Raw genomic sequence first — 17,095 nt, 5'->3', positions numbered from 1 at the left:
GAGTTAACCTTAAAGGTTTTAATCATTCTAGTACGGTTACTGATGATATAAAAGAGAGGATTGATGAGTAACGCAATACAACTTCCTATTCAATTACAAAAACTTGGGTTTAAGCGCTATGAGCAGCTGTACCCGCAGCATCCTATAGAAAACGAAGTTGTAAGGTTATTAGCGTTAAGCGACTTTGCTTGGCGCTGTATTCAGTCTCAGCCTGATTTAAAAAGCGGGTTACTATGTGAAGACGAAATTAAAAGTAGAGACATACCTTCCCCCTTCGAAAACTTAACACTGGCAGATATAAACGAAGCACAGTGTCATCAAATACTTCGCAAATATCGTGAAAAATACTGGCTTAAAGTCGCTTTTTTAGATTTATGTTGTGAAAACCCAATTGCAGATAGCATTGAGTATATTAGCCAGCTCGCTGATAAGTTAATTCAAAGCGCTAACGAGTGGGCCCATGCGCAGGTGGCCACACTTAATGGTGAGCCTGTAGATGAGCAAGGGCAATCTTTGCCTTTAATGGTACTTGGTATGGGCAAGTTAGGTGGTAAAGAACTTAACTATTCTTCAGATATCGACCTTATATTTGCATACCCTCGTAGTGTTAAAACTCAAGGCGGCCGAAAAAGTATTGAGGCGCAGGTGTTTTACACAAAAGTGGCTCAAAAGCTAATAGCAGCACTTAACCAAACAACAGGGGATGGGCAGGTATTTAGGGTTGATATGCGCCTTAGGCCATTTGGTGAAAGTGGCCCATTGGTCATGAGTTTTAACGCTATTGAAGATTATTACCAAGAGCAAGGGCGTGATTGGGAGCGTTACGCCATGCTTAAAAGTCGTTTAATTGGTAAGCCCAATCACTATTGGGATGAATTTAATCAATTGCTTAAACCTTTCGTATACCGACGGTATATTGATTTTTCAGTTATTGAATCGCTTCGTAAAATGAAACTCATGATTGCTCAAGAAGTTCGCCGTAAACGTTTAACCAATAATATAAAACTGGGGGCTGGCGGAATACGAGAAGTTGAATTTATTGTTCAAGCACTACAAATGGTACGCGGCGGGCGAGAGGCTAATTTACAGACACAATCATTACTTAATGCGTTAAACCAGTTAGCACTAAACCAAGTTATTGATGACGACGAAGCAAAAGAGCTGAAAGGTAATTATCTTTATTTACGAAAAATAGAGCAATACCTGCAAATATTCGACGATCAGCAAACACAAACTTTGCCTGATGATGAAATAAACCAACAACGATTAAATTACCTATTATCGCAACAAGACTTTGCAGCGTCAGTAAATGAAATTGAGCAGGTAATGGCGCAAGTGCACAATGAGTTTATACAGGTAATAGGGGAAGAAACAGAGCCTCTAGACACGTGTGAAGGTGCATTTATAAGTGCGTGGGATCATTGTGATGTCAGTTTTTTAAATGAACCTAGAGACGAATGGCAAGAACCACTGCAAGACTTTAAATTACGTTTGTCTAAAGTAAAAGTTGGAAATCGAGGGCGTGAGATTCTTGATAAACTCATGCCAGCCATGCTTAAACAGCTAAGCGACTTTAATGCCAGTGCCATAGTATTTGGTACTGTGTGCCAAATTCTTAATAAAATTATTTCGCGTACTGCCTACTTAGAATTGCTATATGAAAACCCAGGCACGTTAAAGCAGTTAGTTTCTTTGTGTTGTCATAGTAAGTGGATTGGCGAGCATATTTCTCGTTACCCAATTTTACTTGATGAATTAATTGACCCTGCCGTGCTTTATAAACCAACACCACTTAGCGCTTATAAAGACGAAATACGTCAATATTTTTTACGCATAGAGCACGACGATTTAGAGCTACAAATGGAGTCGTTAAGGCAGTTTAAACAAACTCATCAATTACGGATAGCTGCCGCAGACGCCACTGGCGTTTTGGATGTTATGAAAGTAAGCGATCACTTAACCGCATTGGCAGAAGCCATAGTCGAGCAGGCCGTAAACATTGCATGGCATAACACGGTAAAGCGTTTTGGCATGCCGCCAAACACTGACAATGAACACAAGGGTTTTGCCGTTATTGCCTATGGTAAAACGGGTGGTTTTGAAGTGGGCTACGACTCAGATTTAGATCTTGTGTTTGTTCACAATCACGATGGCTCGAGTCAGACCAATGGCGATAAAGCGATTGATTCTCGCCAGTTTTATTTAAAACTTGCCCAACGTTTAATGCACTTATTTAATACGCGAACGGCGTCGGGTATTTTATACGAGTTAGATACACGTCTTCGCCCAGAGGGTGCTTCGGGTTTACTTGCTATCAATTTAGAGAGCTTTAATCACTATCAACAAACACAAGCATGGACATGGGAGCATCAAGCGTTGGTTCGTGCTCGTATTATTTTAGGTCAAAATGAGTTAGCAGAACGCTTTTCGCAAATACGTAAAAATATACTTTGCCAAGCGCGTGAAACGGCTGTGTTAAAAGATGATGTCATTAAAATGCGAGAGAAAATGCGAGGCCACCTTGCAAAAGGTAACACGCAGTTATTTGACCTAAAACAAGATGCTGGTGGCATGGCCGACATTGAATTTATTACGCAATACCTTGTTCTTAAAAATGCACATGATAACGAGCAACTAAGTGTATTTTCAGATAATGTAAGAATACTTACTGATGCTGCTAAAATAGGCTGTATTACAAAAGAGCAAAAGCAGCAGTTAATTAAAGCGTATATTGACTACCGTTCGTGTTACCACGTACTCAGCTTAGATCAGCAAGGAAAGTTAGTTGAACGCGAGCAGTTTTTACAAGACATCGCTAATGTGACTGCCATTTGGAAAGCGGTTTTTGAGCTGTAGGATTTGTTCAATCATATTTGTTTGCTTTATAAGCAAACACGCTCTGAGTGATGTGCTTTGATAAAAATCACGCAAAAGCGTGATTTTTTATATAACTCAAATGTTGAGTTTTAAGCAGTTAGCACGCACAAACTCAGAGGGCAATTCAGTAATTACTGCCGCTCTTTGCTTATTACAAAAGTAGGTGTAAACCTCGTGTTCAAAGTCATCATTTATAGCTCTGCCTACTTGGTACAGGGCTGAGGTGAAATTACTGTCGACCCTAAAATGATCTTTAACGACATAGTCTTTACTTAAGTACCAATAGAGCTCAATGCCTTCGCTTTTAGCATACTCAACTAAAACATCTTTCAATGTTGAACCGTTTTCGAAGCGCCTAGGCTCCACACTTCCTGTCCAACTTGCTGGCATGGGGGTAACAGTGCGCGTTCGCTCAGCTAAAACTCTATCGACAGTTTGATCTGGCTTTTTTAAACTCAATACGTATTGGTCGCGCTCTTTGTTGCTTTTAACTTGATTTCGAATCGAGGCATAAAAGCGAGATAATCCTTCGGCAGCGGCATTTTTAGATTCTTTTAAATCTAATGTTGGAACATTTCCCATTAAAAAGTACGCAGCAAGCGCTATTAATATAACTGCAAATGACAAGTACCTAATCCAAAACCACATTACAACAACCACCCTTATTTGTTCCTGTTATTGTTATACCATTACTATTTATAAAATGAAGGAGTATTTTTATCTGGTCGCGTTTTAAAACGGCGATGTAGCCACATGTATTGCTCTGGTGCGGCATTAATTGATAATTCCATGCGTTGATTAACACGCGTGACATCGGCTTTGTCATCACCGCTTGGGAAGTTTTCAAGCTCTGGAATAATTTCTAAATGGTACTTTCCACTTTCGTCTCGGCGGGTAATCAAACTCATAGTTTCGCAATTTTTACTGCCAGCGAACATCAGTGTACCTGTTGTAGTTGCGGTATCTTGCACTGCATAAAAAGGGACGAATTCGCAGCGGTTACGGCCATAGTCTTGATCGGGTAGGTAGTAGCACACTTTTTTATTTTTTAAGGCTTTTAGTAAGCCTTTTACGTCTTTTTTACCGACCAAGTATTCATTAGAGCGAAGGCGGCCATTAGTCGTAAAGTACTCCATTAGTGGGTTGTTGTGCGGGCGGTAAAAACCGATACCCATACAGCCCAACCCCATTAATCGGCCTGCCATTTCAAGGTGTAAAACATGAGGTACTAGTAACAGTACGCCTTTTCCAGATTGTTGCACTCGTTCAAAGTGTTCAAGCCCTTTTAAAGACCCTAAAGCTTTTTTCGCTCGCCACTGCGGCCACCACCATGCCATTCCGGTTTCAACCATCGCAATGCCAGTGTTTTCCATATTTTTTAGCACCAATGCTTTTTGATCTTCGTCGCTCATATCAGGAAAACAGCGTTTAATATTTACTTCGGCAATGTGTCGGCGGCGTTTCATGTATTTATGAACTAAACGGCCAAGTAGTTTGCCCAGGGCTAATTGAAGTTTTTGCGGAAGCCAAGAAATTAGGTATAAGAAAAAAACGCCAATCCACGTTAGCCAGTATCGAGGGCCTAAAAAAGATGCTTTAAAAGGAGATGAGGTGACCACAAAAATTGCTCTAAAATTAAAAACGCTAGTTTAACGCTAAGCGCTGTAAAATACAAAAAGCCAGCATTTAGCTGGCTTTGTATGTGTTTTTTGACTGTTTAGGCTGCTTTTAAACCCTGGTTTATAGCTACTAGGTCTTTGCTTGTTAGTGTACCCGCTGCTTGCTTTAAGCGCAAAGTAGACAGCACATAACGATAACGTACATCAGCAAGGTTACGTTTAGCATTGTATAAGTTTTGTGTGCTTACAAGTACATCAACAATTGTACGCGTACCAACCTCAAAACCTGCCTCTGTTGCTTTTAAAGCACTTTGGGCAGATACAACTGCTTGCTCTAGCGCTTTATAGGTTGCAATGTCAGACACTACTTGATTGTAAGACGTGATAACCGTGCGGGTAATTGCGCGGTAATTGGCTTCATAATCTTGGCTAGCTGCCACGTAAAATGCACGTGCTTGGTCGGTAGCTGCTACTGTTGCCCCTCCAGAGTATAAAGGCAGGCTAAAGTTAAGGCCTACCGAGGTTGAGTCTTCACGTGGCTTTTTAGTTAGGCTTGTACCATTTCTGTCTGCGTCTGTTAAAGAGTCGCCATAACTTGCGCTTAGGGTTAGCTTTGGATAGTGACCCGCTCTTGCCAGTTTAATTTGATCTTGCGCAATATCTACAGTTACTTTAGCTACTTGCAAGCTAATATTTTTATCTTTAGCAATATTTAAAAAGTCGCTAGAGTCTCGAGCTGGCTTAGTTGTAGAAAATGTCTCTGTATTTAAAAAGTCTAACTTAGCGTGGTATTTACCCGTAATTTCTCGTAGTTGCTCACGCGCTGTTTCTACTGAGTTATTAGCAATAATTTCTTGTGCAACAGAGTTGTCGAACTGTGCTTGTGCTTCGTGTACATCGGTAATTGCCGTTAAACCAACAGCATAACGTTGTTTAGTTTGTTCGAGCTGGCGTTCGATGGCGCGCTTTTCCGTTTTAATAAATTCAAGGTTATCAATCGCACTTAAAACGTTAAAGTAGCCTTCAGCAACACGAACAATTAAGTTTTGTTTAGCCGAGTCGTATTGAGCATTTGCTTGCAACGCTTGTTTGTCTGCAATGTCTAACGAGTTCCATGCGCCTAAGTCGAATAAGGTTTGGCTTAAGCTAAGACCACGGGTGAATTGATCAGAGTCGCTTTCAACTTTTTCATCCACACTTTCAAAAGAGGTTGAGTCACTTTTTGTGTAACCCATTGTTAAACCAATTTGCGGCAATAATGCAGCCATTGCAGTATCTGCTTGGTAAGATTGTGCATCTGCTTGGGCTTTTGCTTTTAAAACGGTAGGATCGTTGGCCGTTGCAATTTCAAAAACTTGTAGTAAATCTTCAGCGTTTGCTGCTGTTGTGCCTAATGCGCATGATAAACTAACTAGCGCCGCAAGAATGTTCTTTTTCATGTGTTGTTCGGTCCTTAGACAATTTTTATACTAAAACCATGGTAACCTGTTTTACGTAATAACTAAAAATAAAAAGAGTAAAACAGTGCGTCGAAATGTAACAGAATATATTAACGTACTTCAAAGTTTTTAATAAGTAGAGGATGCTTACGTGCCAGATAAAAAACTTGTTCAGTTTACGCATAAAGATGTCAGCGTAAAGCCGGTCAAAAATTTGTATAAAGGCTTTTTTCAGGTTGATTTGTATCAGTTTGAACATGCCTTGTTTGCGGGCGGTAAATCAGAACTTATTAGTCGCGAGATTTTAGAGCGTGGAGACGCCATTGCTGTGTTGCCTTACGACCCCATATCAGACACTGTGCTTTTAATAGAACAAATACGTATAGGGGCTATTAAAAGCAAACATTCACCTTGGCTACTAGAATGTATTGCTGGAATGACTGACGGTAGTGACGATTATGAATCGGTCGTAAAGAAAGAAGCGTACGAAGAAGCTGGGCTTAATTTAACAGAGCTTGAATTTATGCTTTCGTACCTTTCAAGCCCAGGAGGTACAACAGAGCGGTTACATTTATACCTAGCACGAGCCGATTTAAGTGACGTTGAGTCTGGTGTGTATGGCCTTGAAACCGAAGGTGAAGATATAAAAACTCACGTACTCAGCGTTGATGATGCGCTAACTCGCCTCAACAATGGTGAAATGGATAATGCTGCAACTGTTATTTGCATGCAGTGGCTTGCACTTAACCATGAAAAAATGAAACACAAGTGGACAGACTCTTCTTCATAGCTACAAATTGGCTCACAGTATAATGGTGGTATTTTGACAGTACAATTAGCAACAAATAGATATATCCAAAGCCTCCCAAAGTATTTAACGCTTTGTGAGCACAACTACTTACGACTTTTAAAATTGTTACCGGCTGAACGAGCGATTGGCTGCAGCCGAGAAGTGAAGTTGGGGAACAGTGAGTTTGCGACTAAGGTTGATGGCAGTGCAAAATACACTATGGATATTTCTATTAAGCAGCTAAGCGGCATGGTAAAGGGGATTGCACCGCTTTATTTAACTGTGAGGTTGTATCACGATGCTAAAGTGGCTGAAATTATCCATCACGATTACCATCAGCGTATTAAGCCTTCTTATGGTTACCCTAATCCAAAAATGCACCAAAAAGATGAAAAATATCAACTTAATGCATTTTTATACGACTGGCTTGTAGCCTGTGTAGAACACGGACAAGCAACGCTGAATTGGGATGTAAATAATGGCTTGGTTTGATGAACCTTACCTCATTGATAAGTCGTCGCTACGCATAGCACATATTACCGATTGTCATTTATTCTCAAATAAAGCAGATGAGTACTTTGGCGTAAATACGGCGAATTACTTTGAACAGGCGCTGGCTCATATGGCTAAGCAATCCCTTGATTTTGTAATATTTGGCGGCGACCTTACACAAGATCATAGCCCAGAGTCCTATTTTTTATTTAGTGAGCTGATTAACCAAAGTGATTTAAGATGCCCTGTTTTTTGGGTTCCAGGTAACCATGATGACATTACCCAGCTTAATCGAATGAGTGGTGGGCAAATAAATCGCGCTAAACATATAGTGGCAAATGGCGTTGAGTTACTTCTTATTAATTCTAAAGGGCCAACGCCTGCAGGGTGGGTAACAGGCACGCATTTGAATGAAATTACCGAACGGCTGTTTGCTTCGGCGAGTTCCAAAATTATGTTTTGTCACCATAACCCACTTCCTATTGATGGCTACCTAGACAAACACATGCTCGAAAACGGGCCGCAATTACTTAATATTTTAGTTAATAGCGAAAACGTTTTAGGCTTGTTTCATGGTCATGTTCATAACGAATACATTCAAACGTTTAGAGCGCTTCCCATTTACGCGACCCCAGCCAGCTCAGTGCAGTTTAAAAAACACAGCCCCGAATGGATACAGCAAGACCATGGGCCAGCATACAGGCTAATATGTGTAAGCACGAATAAAGAGAATATAAGCACAGATATGGAAGTAGTATGGCTAAACGGGTAATCTATATTCATGGTTTTAATAGCTCAGATAAATCATATAAAGCTGTGCGCTTTGGCGAGCTTATGGCACACTATGACGTTGACTATTGTGTACCGTGCCTAAACCATGAGCCCATACAAGCCATCATAGCGCTTGAGCAATTACTTACACCTAATACTGTTTTATTAGGTAGCTCATTAGGTGGATTTTTTGCCACGTATTTATCGCAGCGTTATCAAATTCCTGCTGTGGTTATAAATCCCGCGGTTGCGCCATACACTTTATTAAAGCCGTTGCTTGGTTTAAATTATAATCCGTATCAAGATTATCATTATGAATTGAATAGCAGCCACATAGCGGCTTTAAAAGCGTTGGCTGTTGATCACCTAAAGCACCCTGAATTACTGTATTTATTACAGCAAACAGGCGATGAAGTGTTAAATTTTCAACACGCAGTAAACTATTATTCGCAATGTAAGCAAAGGATCGAGTTTGGTGGCGATCATAGCTATCTTGGCTTTGAACAAACCTTTGCAAGTATTGTAGATTTTCTTAAAATCACGTAAAACTAGTTAAGCATAGCCTTAGCGCATATAAAGATAAAAACTATGAGTGATCAAAATTATAACGCCGAAGCCATTGAAGTACTTAATGGATTAGATCCGGTAAAAAGACGCCCCGGGATGTACACCGATACTGTGCGCCCAAATCATTTAGGCCAAGAAGTAATCGATAACAGTGTCGATGAAGCTATGGCGGGCCATGCAACTAAGATTGATGTAATTCTACACGAAGATAACTCGCTTGAAGTCAGTGATGATGGTCGTGGTATGCCCATTGATATTCACCCAGAGGAAGGTATTCCAGGTATAGAGCTTATTTTTACTAAGCTGCATGCCGGGGGGAAATTCTCAAACAAAAACTATCAGTTTTCAGGTGGTTTACATGGGGTAGGTATTTCAGTTGTAAATGCATTATCTACACGTGTAGAAGTAACGGTTCGCCGTGATGCACAGCAATACAGAATGGCCTTTGAAAACGGCGATAAAGTTGAAGATTTAAACGTTATAGGCACTGTTGGTAAACGTAACACCGGGACTACCGTGCGCTTTTGGGCTGATGCCAGCTATTTTGACTCTGCTAATTACTCTATTACCAAGCTTAATCATTTATTAAAAGCCAAAGCGGTACTTTGCCCTGGTTTACGTATTAAATTTGTTAATAAACAAACAAAAGAAACGCAAGAATGGTTTTACGAAACCGGCTTAAAAGATTATTTAATTGAAGCGGTTAAAGGTTTCGAAACGCTGCCACAAGACCCATTTGTAGGTGAGTTTAAAAGCGCTATAGAAGGTGTTGATTGGGCTGTTGTATGGCTGCCAGAGGGCGGTGAGTCGATAGCTGAAAGTTATGTAAACCTAATCCCCACTGCGCAAGGCGGTACACATGTTAATGGTTTACGCCAAGGCTTACTTGAAGCCATGCGCGAGTTTTGTGAATTTAGAAACCTATTACCTCGTGGTGTAAAACTTACCCCAGACGACATATGGGAGCGCTGTAGTTATGTGCTTTCGGTTAAAATGCAAGACCCTCAGTTTGCCGGCCAAACAAAAGAAAAACTGTCTTCACGCACGTGTGCGGCACTTGTTTCGGGTGTTGTAAAAGATGCATTTAGCCTTTGGTTAAATGAACATACCGATACAGCAGAATTGTTAGCTGAGCTGTGTATATCAAACGCACAAAGTCGTTTAAAAGCCGCTAAAAAAGTAGTGCGCAAACGCGTTACAGCGGGACCTGCATTACCAGGTAAACTTACCGACTGTAGCGCAGCAGATAACGACCGTACTGAACTATTTTTAGTAGAGGGTGACTCTGCTGGTGGCTCGGCTAAGCAAGCGCGAGATCGTGAGTTTCAAGCAATAATGCCGCTGCGTGGTAAAATTTTAAATACGTGGGAAGTTGAGTCAGGGCAAATATTAGCATCGCAAGAGGTACATGATATTTCGGTGGCTTTAGGGATCGATCCTGATTCAGCCGACATGAGCGGGCTACGCTACAATAAAATTTGTATATTGGCCGATGCTGACTCTGATGGTCTTCACATTGCCACACTTTTATGTGCTTTGTTTGTTCGACACTTTCCGCAGTTAGTAAAAACAGGTCATGTATACGTAGCAATGCCACCACTATTTAGAATAGATATTGGTAAAGAGGTATTTTACGCCCTAGATGAAGATGAAAAAACCAGTATTTTGGCCCGTATTGAAGCAGAAAAAAAACGCGGTAAAGTAAACGTACAGCGATTTAAAGGATTGGGTGAAATGAACCCACTGCAACTTCGCGAAACCACCATGGATCCAAATACAAGACGTTTAGTTCAGCTAACACTTGATGAAGAAGTTCAAACCATGGAAATGATGGATATGTTACTTGCTAAAAAGCGTTCGCCAGACAGGCGCCAATGGTTAGAAGATCATGGTAACAAGGCACAAGTATAATGATGCGTGTTGGCCACTAGGAGATAGAAATGAATAAACTACTAGCAAGTGTATTGTTACTGAGTTTAATAAGTGCGCCTGCAATGGCTAAAAACATACTAGACAAGCTTAGTGTTGCGCCTGGTTTTGAACTTAGTTTATTTGCAGACGACGTTGAAAATGCGCGCCAAATTGCAGTATCAAAAAAAGGCATTGTTTACGCAGGCTCGCGCAAAGCAGGTAATGTGTATGCGCTTATCGATCATAATAGCGATGGCGTAGCCGATAAAAAAATTGTGATTGCAGAGGGTTTAAATATGCCCTCAGGGCTGGCTATTAAAGATGGTGATTTATACGTAGGTGAAGTGCATCGTATTATTCGCTTTAAAAATATAGACACCCAATTAAAAGATCCAAAGTTTGATGTGATCTACAACGCATTGCCTTCAGAGCGCCACCATGGCTGGAAGTTTTTACGTTTCACACCCACAGGCGAATTGCTTATTCCTGTAGGTGTACCGTGTAATATTTGCGCCGAAGACGAGCGCTTTGGTCGTATTTTTTCACTAAACGTAGAAACCAAGCAAATTAAAACAATAGCGCAGGGCGTTCGAAATACCGTTGGTTTTGATTTTCACCCAAGCACTCAGGCTTTGTGGTTTAGTGATAATGGTCGCGACATGATGGGCGATGATATTCCACCAGATGAAATAAACCGCGTAAGTAAAGAAGGGGAGCACTTTGGGTTCCCTTATATTCATGCCGGTGCGATTAGTGATCCTGAATTTGGTAAAGGAAAAAATATTGCTGATTACACGTCTCCTGCGCTCGCATTGACTGCCCATGTGGCACCATTAGGTATTCATTTTTACAACGCAAAACAATTCCCAGCAAGCTACAAAGAGCAGTTATTTGTTGCTGAACATGGCTCATGGAATCGTAGTAAAAAAGCAGGCTACAAAGTAGCTATAGCCACAATAGAGCAAGGCCGTGTGACTAAATACACGCCGTTTATTACCGGCTTTATGAAAGACGAAACAACATTTGGACGCCCAGTTGCATTTGCAGAGTTAGGTGACGGCAGTCTGTTAGTAAGTGACGATTACGCCAATGTAATCTACCGCGTAAGCTATAAGAAAAACTAGGTAAGCTTTAATGAGTGATACAGATACCTTGCTAATGCAAGGAATAGAGCAACAAACAATGGGGCGCTTTACTGAAGACGCCTATTTAAACTATTCCATGTACGTGATCATGGATCGTGCTTTGCCACATGTCGGTGATGGCTTAAAACCAGTGCAGCGTCGTATTATTTACGCGATGAGCGAATTAGGTTTATCGGCCGCGGCTAAATACAAAAAGTCAGCCCGTACCGTGGGTGACGTACTTGGTAAATATCACCCTCATGGCGATAGTGCTTGTTATGAAGCCATGGTACTTATGGCGCAACCGTTTTCGTATCGCTATCCACTTGTCGACGGCCAAGGAAACTGGGGTGCTGCTGATGATCCTAAATCATTTGCTGCAATGCGTTATACTGAAGCGCGTTTATCTAAGTTTTCTGAAGTACTGCTTAAAGAGCTTGGCCAAGGCACGGTAGATTGGACACCAAACTTTGATGGTACACTAGACGAACCGGTTGTATTGCCCTCACGCTTACCACATATTTTACTTAATGGTATTACCGGTATTGCTGTTGGTATGGCAACTGATATTCCGCCTCATAACGTGAGAGAAGTAGCCAGTGCATGTTGTTTATTACTCGACAAACCAAAGACAGAGCTTGATGAATTATTAGAGCTAGTACACGCACCTGACTACCCAACCGATGCCGAAATAATTACCCCAAAAGCCGATATTCATAAAATATACAAAACCGGCCGAGGCTCAATTAAAATGCGTGCGGTGTATAGTGAAGAGCAGGGCGATATTGTGATCACCGCGCTTCCGCATCAATGTTCAGGCGGTAAGGTGCTTGAGCAAATTGCAGCGCAAATGAACGCAAAAAAACTGCCTATGATTGCTGATTTACGTGACGAGTCAGATCACGAAAACCCAACACGCATAGTGATTATACCGCGCTCTAATCGTATTAAAGCAGAGCCATTAATGGCTCACTTGTTTGCGACCACCGATTTAGAAAAAAACTACCGCGTAAACTTAAATATGCTGGGGCTAGATGGTCGTCCGCAGGTTAAAGATTTGCGTAGTATTTTAAGTGAGTGGCTCATATTTAGGCGCGAGACTGTTCGTCGTCGTTTGCAGTATCGTTTAGATAAAGTACTGGCGCGCTTACATATTTTAGAAGGCTTATTAGCTGCATTCTTAAATATTGATGAAGTGATTGAAATTATTCGCAGTGAAGATAAGCCAAAGCCTATTTTAATGCAGCGCTTTGATTTAACCGATATACAAGCAGAAGCTATTTTAGAGTTAAAACTCCGCCATTTAGCTAAACTTGAAGAGTTTAAAATTCGTGGTGAGCAAGACGAGCTTGCTAAAGAGCGTGATAAATTAGAACTCACGCTTGGTTCTGACCGCCGTATGTCAACGTTGCTTAAAAAAGAAATTCAAGAAGCGGCAGAAATGTATGGTGACGATCGTCGTTCTCCTGTGATCGAGCGCTCGGAAGCGAAAGCTTTAAACGAAAAAGACTTAATTCCATCGGAATCAGTGACTGTTGTTCTTTCAGACAAAGGGTGGGCACGCGTTGGTAAAGGCCATGACTTGGATGCGCAAGGGTTAAGTTACCGCTCAGGCGATGCCTACAGAGCTTCAGCTCGCGGTAAGAGTAATCAGCCCGCCGTATTTTTAGATTCAGCAGGGCGTGCATTTGCAACTGATGCACACAGTTTACCGTCGGCACGTAGCCAAGGCGAGCCAATGACTGGGCGTTTTAACTTAACAACAGGTGCAAATTTTGAGCACGTTGTTATGGCTGAAGATAGCCAAGTATTACTTATGGCATCGGACGCGGGTTACGGTTTTATCACTGATTTTAAAGACCTTGTGAGTAAAAACAAAAACGGTAAAGCGTTAGTGAGTGTGCCTAAAGGCGGTATTTTACTCAAACCAATTAGAGTGAGCGATGTAGCTAGCGATTACTGCATGGCTATTTCTAACGAAGGACGCATGCTTTTATTCCCACTACGCGATTTACCTAAACTAGGTAAAGGTAAGGGTAATAAAATTATTTCTATCCCTGGTGCGAAGGTACAGGCTCGTGAAGAGTTTGTGAAAGTACTGGCTGTTGTCCCTCTAGGAAGTAGCGTTACATTGCATGCCGGTAAACGCAAGCTAACCCTTAAACCAACAGATTTAGAGCATTACCATGGTGAACGAGGTCGTCGTGGGAATAAGTTACCGCGAGGCTTGCAGCGTGTTGATGAAGCCGTTGTTGAGCTAACGCCTCAAGATGAAGAGCCTGTTGAAAGTACAGCAGATGAATCATAAGCGTTGAGCTCACGTATTACGGCCTGCAATTGCAGGCCGTTTTTGTTTGTAGAGCCCAATTTTTACCATTTTATTGTTATGTGTTAAGCAATTAATTTTAGCATTGACTCTATTTCAGCGTACAGTTGTTCGCTATTATCTCGTCTGTGTCACAAAATAACGCTATAATAGTGTCATAGTGCGTAATGACATGCGCACCGCACACAATTGATTTGGAGAACGAGTTTGTTAGCTGTAATACGTGTTTTTATTATGTTTATGTTTATATTGTTGAGTTGTATTTTTGGTTTGTTACTTTCATTAGTCAGGCCTTTTCACCCAAATAATGTTCACATAATTGCAGGCTGGTTTGGTTCTATGGCCAAAATGATCGGTGTTAAATTAGTGCTGACACGCCATCAAGATGCCGAAAATATTGGCCCTGCAGTGTACGTTGCAAATCATCAAAATAGCTATGATTTATTTACAGTACCAGCAATGGTACCAAAAAACTGTGTAAGTCTTGGTAAAAAGAGCCTAAAGTGGATCCCATTTTTTGGTCAACTTTATTGGCTGTCAGGCAATATTTTAATAGATAGAGCAAATCGTTCAAAAGCGGCTGGTACTATTTCAAAAGCAGCTGAAAAAATTAAGAAAAATGGGCTATCTATATGGGTATTTGCAGAAGGTACACGAAGCTATGGGCGCGGTTTATTACCTTTTAAAACAGGTGCTTTTCATACCGCGATGAGTGCGGACGTGCCAGTGGTTCCCGTGTGTATGAATACAACGCATAAAACCATTAAGCTAAATCGTTGGGATAATGGTACAATTTACATCGAAATGTTAGCGCCTATATCACTTGATAAAAGTATAAGTGCGCGAGAGCACGCTCAAAACGTACATACTGTTATGGCTGCTAAAATAAACGAATTAGATGCTCAAGTGAGAGAGAAATAATGGAAAACTGGCGCGAAATAAGTGAAGACATCGTAAGTTCACTACTTGAAGATGGATCAGATCCTGAAATACTTTATGAAGTGGAGCACCACTTTGTGTGTGAAGACTTCCCTAAACTAGAGCAAGCCGCATTGGCTGCTTTTAAATTAGGCTACGATGTTGAAGAGCCAGCAGAGCTTGAGCTTGAAGACGGCAGCAAAATTTGGAGCTTCGACATAGTAGTAGAAGCTGAGCTAGACGTAGACGTCATTATGGAAGACGTTGATAAACTAGCAGCACTTGCTGTTGAATGCGACGTTGAGTACGACGGTTGGGGCACTTACTTTCAAGAGTAATTAGCGATTCAAGTATAAAAATTAAAAAAGGCGAGCATTTAACAATGCGCGCCTTTTTAGTTTTTAATTGATGGCTATATCAGGTTTATATCAATACTTAATAAACTTGAAGGGCTAAACCAGGGAGGCACTGGTTTAAACTTAGGTATTTAGAATAACAAAATATTTGCCCTGTCATCGACATGATTTTTTAGCCTCCAGATAGATCACTTAATACTATTAGAGCCACTTTTTATTTTTAAAATACACACCAATACCACCAGTAAGTATCACTAAAAACACAATAAATAGCGTAAATGCGTAAGGGTTGTCTGTGCCTGGAATTCCCCCAACGTTTACCCCAAGCAAGCCTGTTAAAAAGCCTAGCGGTAAAAACAAGGCAGCCACTACCGACATCACATACATACGTTGGTTTAACTGCTCAGAAACATGGTTAGTAACTGTTTGTTGAATAATTTGTGCACGCTCTATTGAGCTGTCTAATTCTTCAAGGTAGCGAATAAGTAAGTTAGTGGTTTCGTTTAGCTTTGCCTTATCGTCATCCAAAAGCCACTCATAATGACCGTTTACCATTGTAGTGAGCGCCTCTTTTTGAGGCTTTAAATAACGCTTAAGCGCAATAGTTTGGCGGCGTAACTGCGATAGCGCTTGGTTGTCAAAACGCTTACTTGGCTCGTCTATTTCTTCTTCAAAGCCATCAAGTGTTTCATCTAAAGAGTTAATAACACTTTGCATACGTGAAGTCAGCTTTTGTGTAATAGCACACACAAGCTCTGATATAGAGCACGGGCCTTTATTGTCTTTTAACGAGTTAAGTACATCGTCAATAGATAAAAGGCGACGCTTACGCGAAGTGATGACTATATTTTCGTTAATAAATAAACGTACCGACACCATGTCCTCGGGGCTTTGCGCTGGGTTTAAGTTTACACCGCGCAAAAACAGCATGTGTCCATTTGCAGACTGCGTGATACGTGGGCGTGTTTCATCCGCCGTAAATGACTCTAGCTCATAATCGGTTAAAAGCTCACAGTGTTTGAGCCAGTTGACTACGTCGGTTTGGCTGTAATCCATATGGACCCATAATTTACCTTGCTCAGGTTGCCAGTTGTGAAGGTCTTCGCTGCTTTTAACAGCACGTGTACCGCCTTTTTCATCAAGCACTAGGGCATGAAGCAAACCATTAATCATAATAAGATCTCAAAAGAGTGTATTTTTAATACAGTAAACTATAGTGTATCTACATACCCAAAACATATTTACTTTTAATAAGTTAAAACATATTCAATTTAAGTAGAGTCATAGTGCTGATTTAATTTTATGCTCAGCAAGGCGCGCATTGTGTGATGAGTTACCTTAAAAGATCAATTTAATTTACTCATCGACTAGATAAATTTATTTTGTTGGTGTTTTTTCACCCGTAGCGTATAAACCTCTTTTTTACTAAGGGCACATTTATGACGACAAAAATAACAATAGGTTGGCGTGAGTGGTTAAGTTTACCTGAGCTTGGTATTGAGCGGATCAAGGCTAAAGTTGACACTGGTGCACGCACTTCATGTATTCATGCAATTAACATTGAAGAATACGAAGTTGATGGCGAAAAGTGGGTTAAATTTACAGCTCAACCGTTACAAGATGACGAAGAAACTCAAATTACTTGTAATGCTAAAGTGAAAAAAATGAAATACGTAACCAGTTCCAGTGGTGAAAAACAGCTGCGTTATTTTATAGAAACAACATTACATGCGGGTGAACATAGCTGGCCTATTGAAGTCACCCTCACAAGCCGTGCAACCATGAAGTTTAGAATGTTGCTAGGTCGAACAGCCATGGAGAATCGTGTCATTGTTGACACGGCATTATCTCATTTATTATAAAAAGTATTGGGCTTAAGTTGCATAAAAAGCAGCTATTAAGCAC

Annotated in this window: 15 protein-coding genes; 11 read left to right on the top strand and 4 right to left on the bottom strand. The window is 40.9% G+C overall.

Annotation, left to right across the window (positions count from 1 at the left end; translation table 11 throughout):
- Positions 1 to 63 precede the first annotated feature (63 nt).
- Positions 64 to 2,856: a bifunctional [glutamate--ammonia ligase]-adenylyl-L-tyrosine phosphorylase/[glutamate--ammonia-ligase] adenylyltransferase gene (glnE, locus tag PMAN_RS12245; protein WP_010556576.1), complete on the top strand. Its 2,793-nt coding sequence runs from the start codon at positions 64 to 66 to the stop codon at positions 2,854 to 2,856.
- 96 nt (positions 2,857 to 2,952) lie between these two features.
- On the opposite strand, the gene PMAN_RS12240 is transcribed toward glnE, so the two are convergent.
- The 3 genes from PMAN_RS12240 to tolC form a co-directional block, all read right to left on the bottom strand.
- Entirely contained in the window at positions 2,953 to 3,525 is a 573-nt protein-coding gene (locus PMAN_RS12240; protein ID WP_006793182.1) for a toxin co-regulated pilus biosynthesis Q family protein, read from the bottom strand.
- A gap of 44 nt (positions 3,526 to 3,569) precedes the next feature.
- Positions 3,570 to 4,496, bottom strand: a complete 927-nt coding sequence (lpxL, locus tag PMAN_RS12235) for an LpxL/LpxP family Kdo(2)-lipid IV(A) lauroyl/palmitoleoyl acyltransferase (protein ID WP_010556574.1) — start codon at positions 4,494 to 4,496, stop codon at positions 3,570 to 3,572.
- A 98-nt stretch (positions 4,497 to 4,594) separates the two neighbouring features.
- On the bottom strand, positions 4,595 to 5,935 hold the full coding sequence (gene tolC / locus PMAN_RS12230) for an outer membrane channel protein TolC (protein ID WP_010556573.1): 1,341 nt from the start codon (positions 5,933 to 5,935) through the stop codon (positions 4,595 to 4,597).
- A gap of 151 nt (positions 5,936 to 6,086) precedes the next feature.
- On the opposite strand from tolC, the gene PMAN_RS12225 reads away from it, so the two are divergent.
- The 9 genes from PMAN_RS12225 (at position 6,087) to rraB (ending at position 15,172) form a co-directional block, all read left to right on the top strand.
- On the top strand, positions 6,087 to 6,725 hold the full coding sequence (locus tag PMAN_RS12225; RefSeq protein WP_008110587.1) for an NUDIX domain-containing protein: 639 nt from the start codon (positions 6,087 to 6,089) through the stop codon (positions 6,723 to 6,725).
- Between the two features lie 33 nt (positions 6,726 to 6,758).
- The gene (locus PMAN_RS12220) at positions 6,759 to 7,217 is read left to right on the top strand and encodes a DUF1249 domain-containing protein (protein WP_008128954.1); all 459 of its coding nucleotides are present in this window, start codon (positions 6,759 to 6,761) and stop codon (positions 7,215 to 7,217) included.
- Positions 7,204 to 7,989 (top strand): metallophosphoesterase, encoded by a 786-nt coding sequence (locus PMAN_RS12215; RefSeq protein ID WP_010556572.1) that lies wholly within the window; start codon positions 7,204 to 7,206, stop codon positions 7,987 to 7,989. Before PMAN_RS12220 ends, PMAN_RS12215 begins: the two co-directional genes overlap by 14 nt.
- The gene (locus PMAN_RS12210) at positions 7,974 to 8,534 is read left to right on the top strand and encodes a YqiA/YcfP family alpha/beta fold hydrolase (RefSeq protein ID WP_010556571.1); all 561 of its coding nucleotides are present in this window, start codon (positions 7,974 to 7,976) and stop codon (positions 8,532 to 8,534) included. The genes PMAN_RS12215 and PMAN_RS12210 overlap by 16 nt, the downstream gene beginning before the upstream one ends.
- 42 nt (positions 8,535 to 8,576) lie before the next feature.
- Entirely contained in the window at positions 8,577 to 10,466 is a 1,890-nt protein-coding gene (gene parE, locus PMAN_RS12205) for a DNA topoisomerase IV subunit B (RefSeq protein ID WP_010556570.1), read from the top strand.
- Between the two features lie 29 nt (positions 10,467 to 10,495).
- On the top strand, positions 10,496 to 11,590 hold the full coding sequence (locus PMAN_RS12200; protein WP_010556569.1) for a PQQ-dependent sugar dehydrogenase: 1,095 nt from the start codon (positions 10,496 to 10,498) through the stop codon (positions 11,588 to 11,590).
- 10 nt (positions 11,591 to 11,600) lie between these two features.
- Positions 11,601 to 13,898 (top strand): DNA topoisomerase IV subunit A, encoded by a 2,298-nt coding sequence (parC, locus tag PMAN_RS12195; RefSeq protein ID WP_006793173.1) that lies wholly within the window; start codon positions 11,601 to 11,603, stop codon positions 13,896 to 13,898.
- A 225-nt stretch (positions 13,899 to 14,123) separates the two neighbouring features.
- Complete coding sequence (locus PMAN_RS12190) at positions 14,124 to 14,837, top strand: 1-acylglycerol-3-phosphate O-acyltransferase (protein WP_006793172.1); 714 nt, start codon at positions 14,124 to 14,126, stop codon at positions 14,835 to 14,837.
- The gene (gene rraB, locus PMAN_RS12185) at positions 14,837 to 15,172 is read left to right on the top strand and encodes a ribonuclease E inhibitor RraB (RefSeq protein WP_006793171.1); all 336 of its coding nucleotides are present in this window, start codon (positions 14,837 to 14,839) and stop codon (positions 15,170 to 15,172) included. Before PMAN_RS12190 ends, rraB begins: the two co-directional genes overlap by 1 nt.
- Before the next feature lie 219 nt (positions 15,173 to 15,391).
- On the opposite strand, the gene PMAN_RS12180 is transcribed toward rraB, so the two are convergent.
- Positions 15,392 to 16,363: a zinc transporter ZntB gene (locus PMAN_RS12180; RefSeq protein ID WP_010556568.1), complete on the bottom strand. Its 972-nt coding sequence runs from the start codon at positions 16,361 to 16,363 to the stop codon at positions 15,392 to 15,394.
- Positions 16,364 to 16,629: 266 nt separating this feature from the next.
- Between PMAN_RS12180 and PMAN_RS12175 the strand changes: the two genes are divergently transcribed.
- Complete coding sequence (locus PMAN_RS12175; RefSeq protein ID WP_006793169.1) at positions 16,630 to 17,052, top strand: ATP-dependent zinc protease family protein; 423 nt, start codon at positions 16,630 to 16,632, stop codon at positions 17,050 to 17,052.
- Positions 17,053 to 17,095 lie beyond the last annotated feature (43 nt).

Origin of the sequence: Pseudoalteromonas marina, from assembly GCF_000238335.3 — a bacterium.
Taxonomy (GTDB): Bacteria; Pseudomonadota; Gammaproteobacteria; order Enterobacterales; family Alteromonadaceae; genus Pseudoalteromonas; species Pseudoalteromonas marina.
This window is presented reverse-complemented; position numbering and strand designations above follow the sequence as displayed.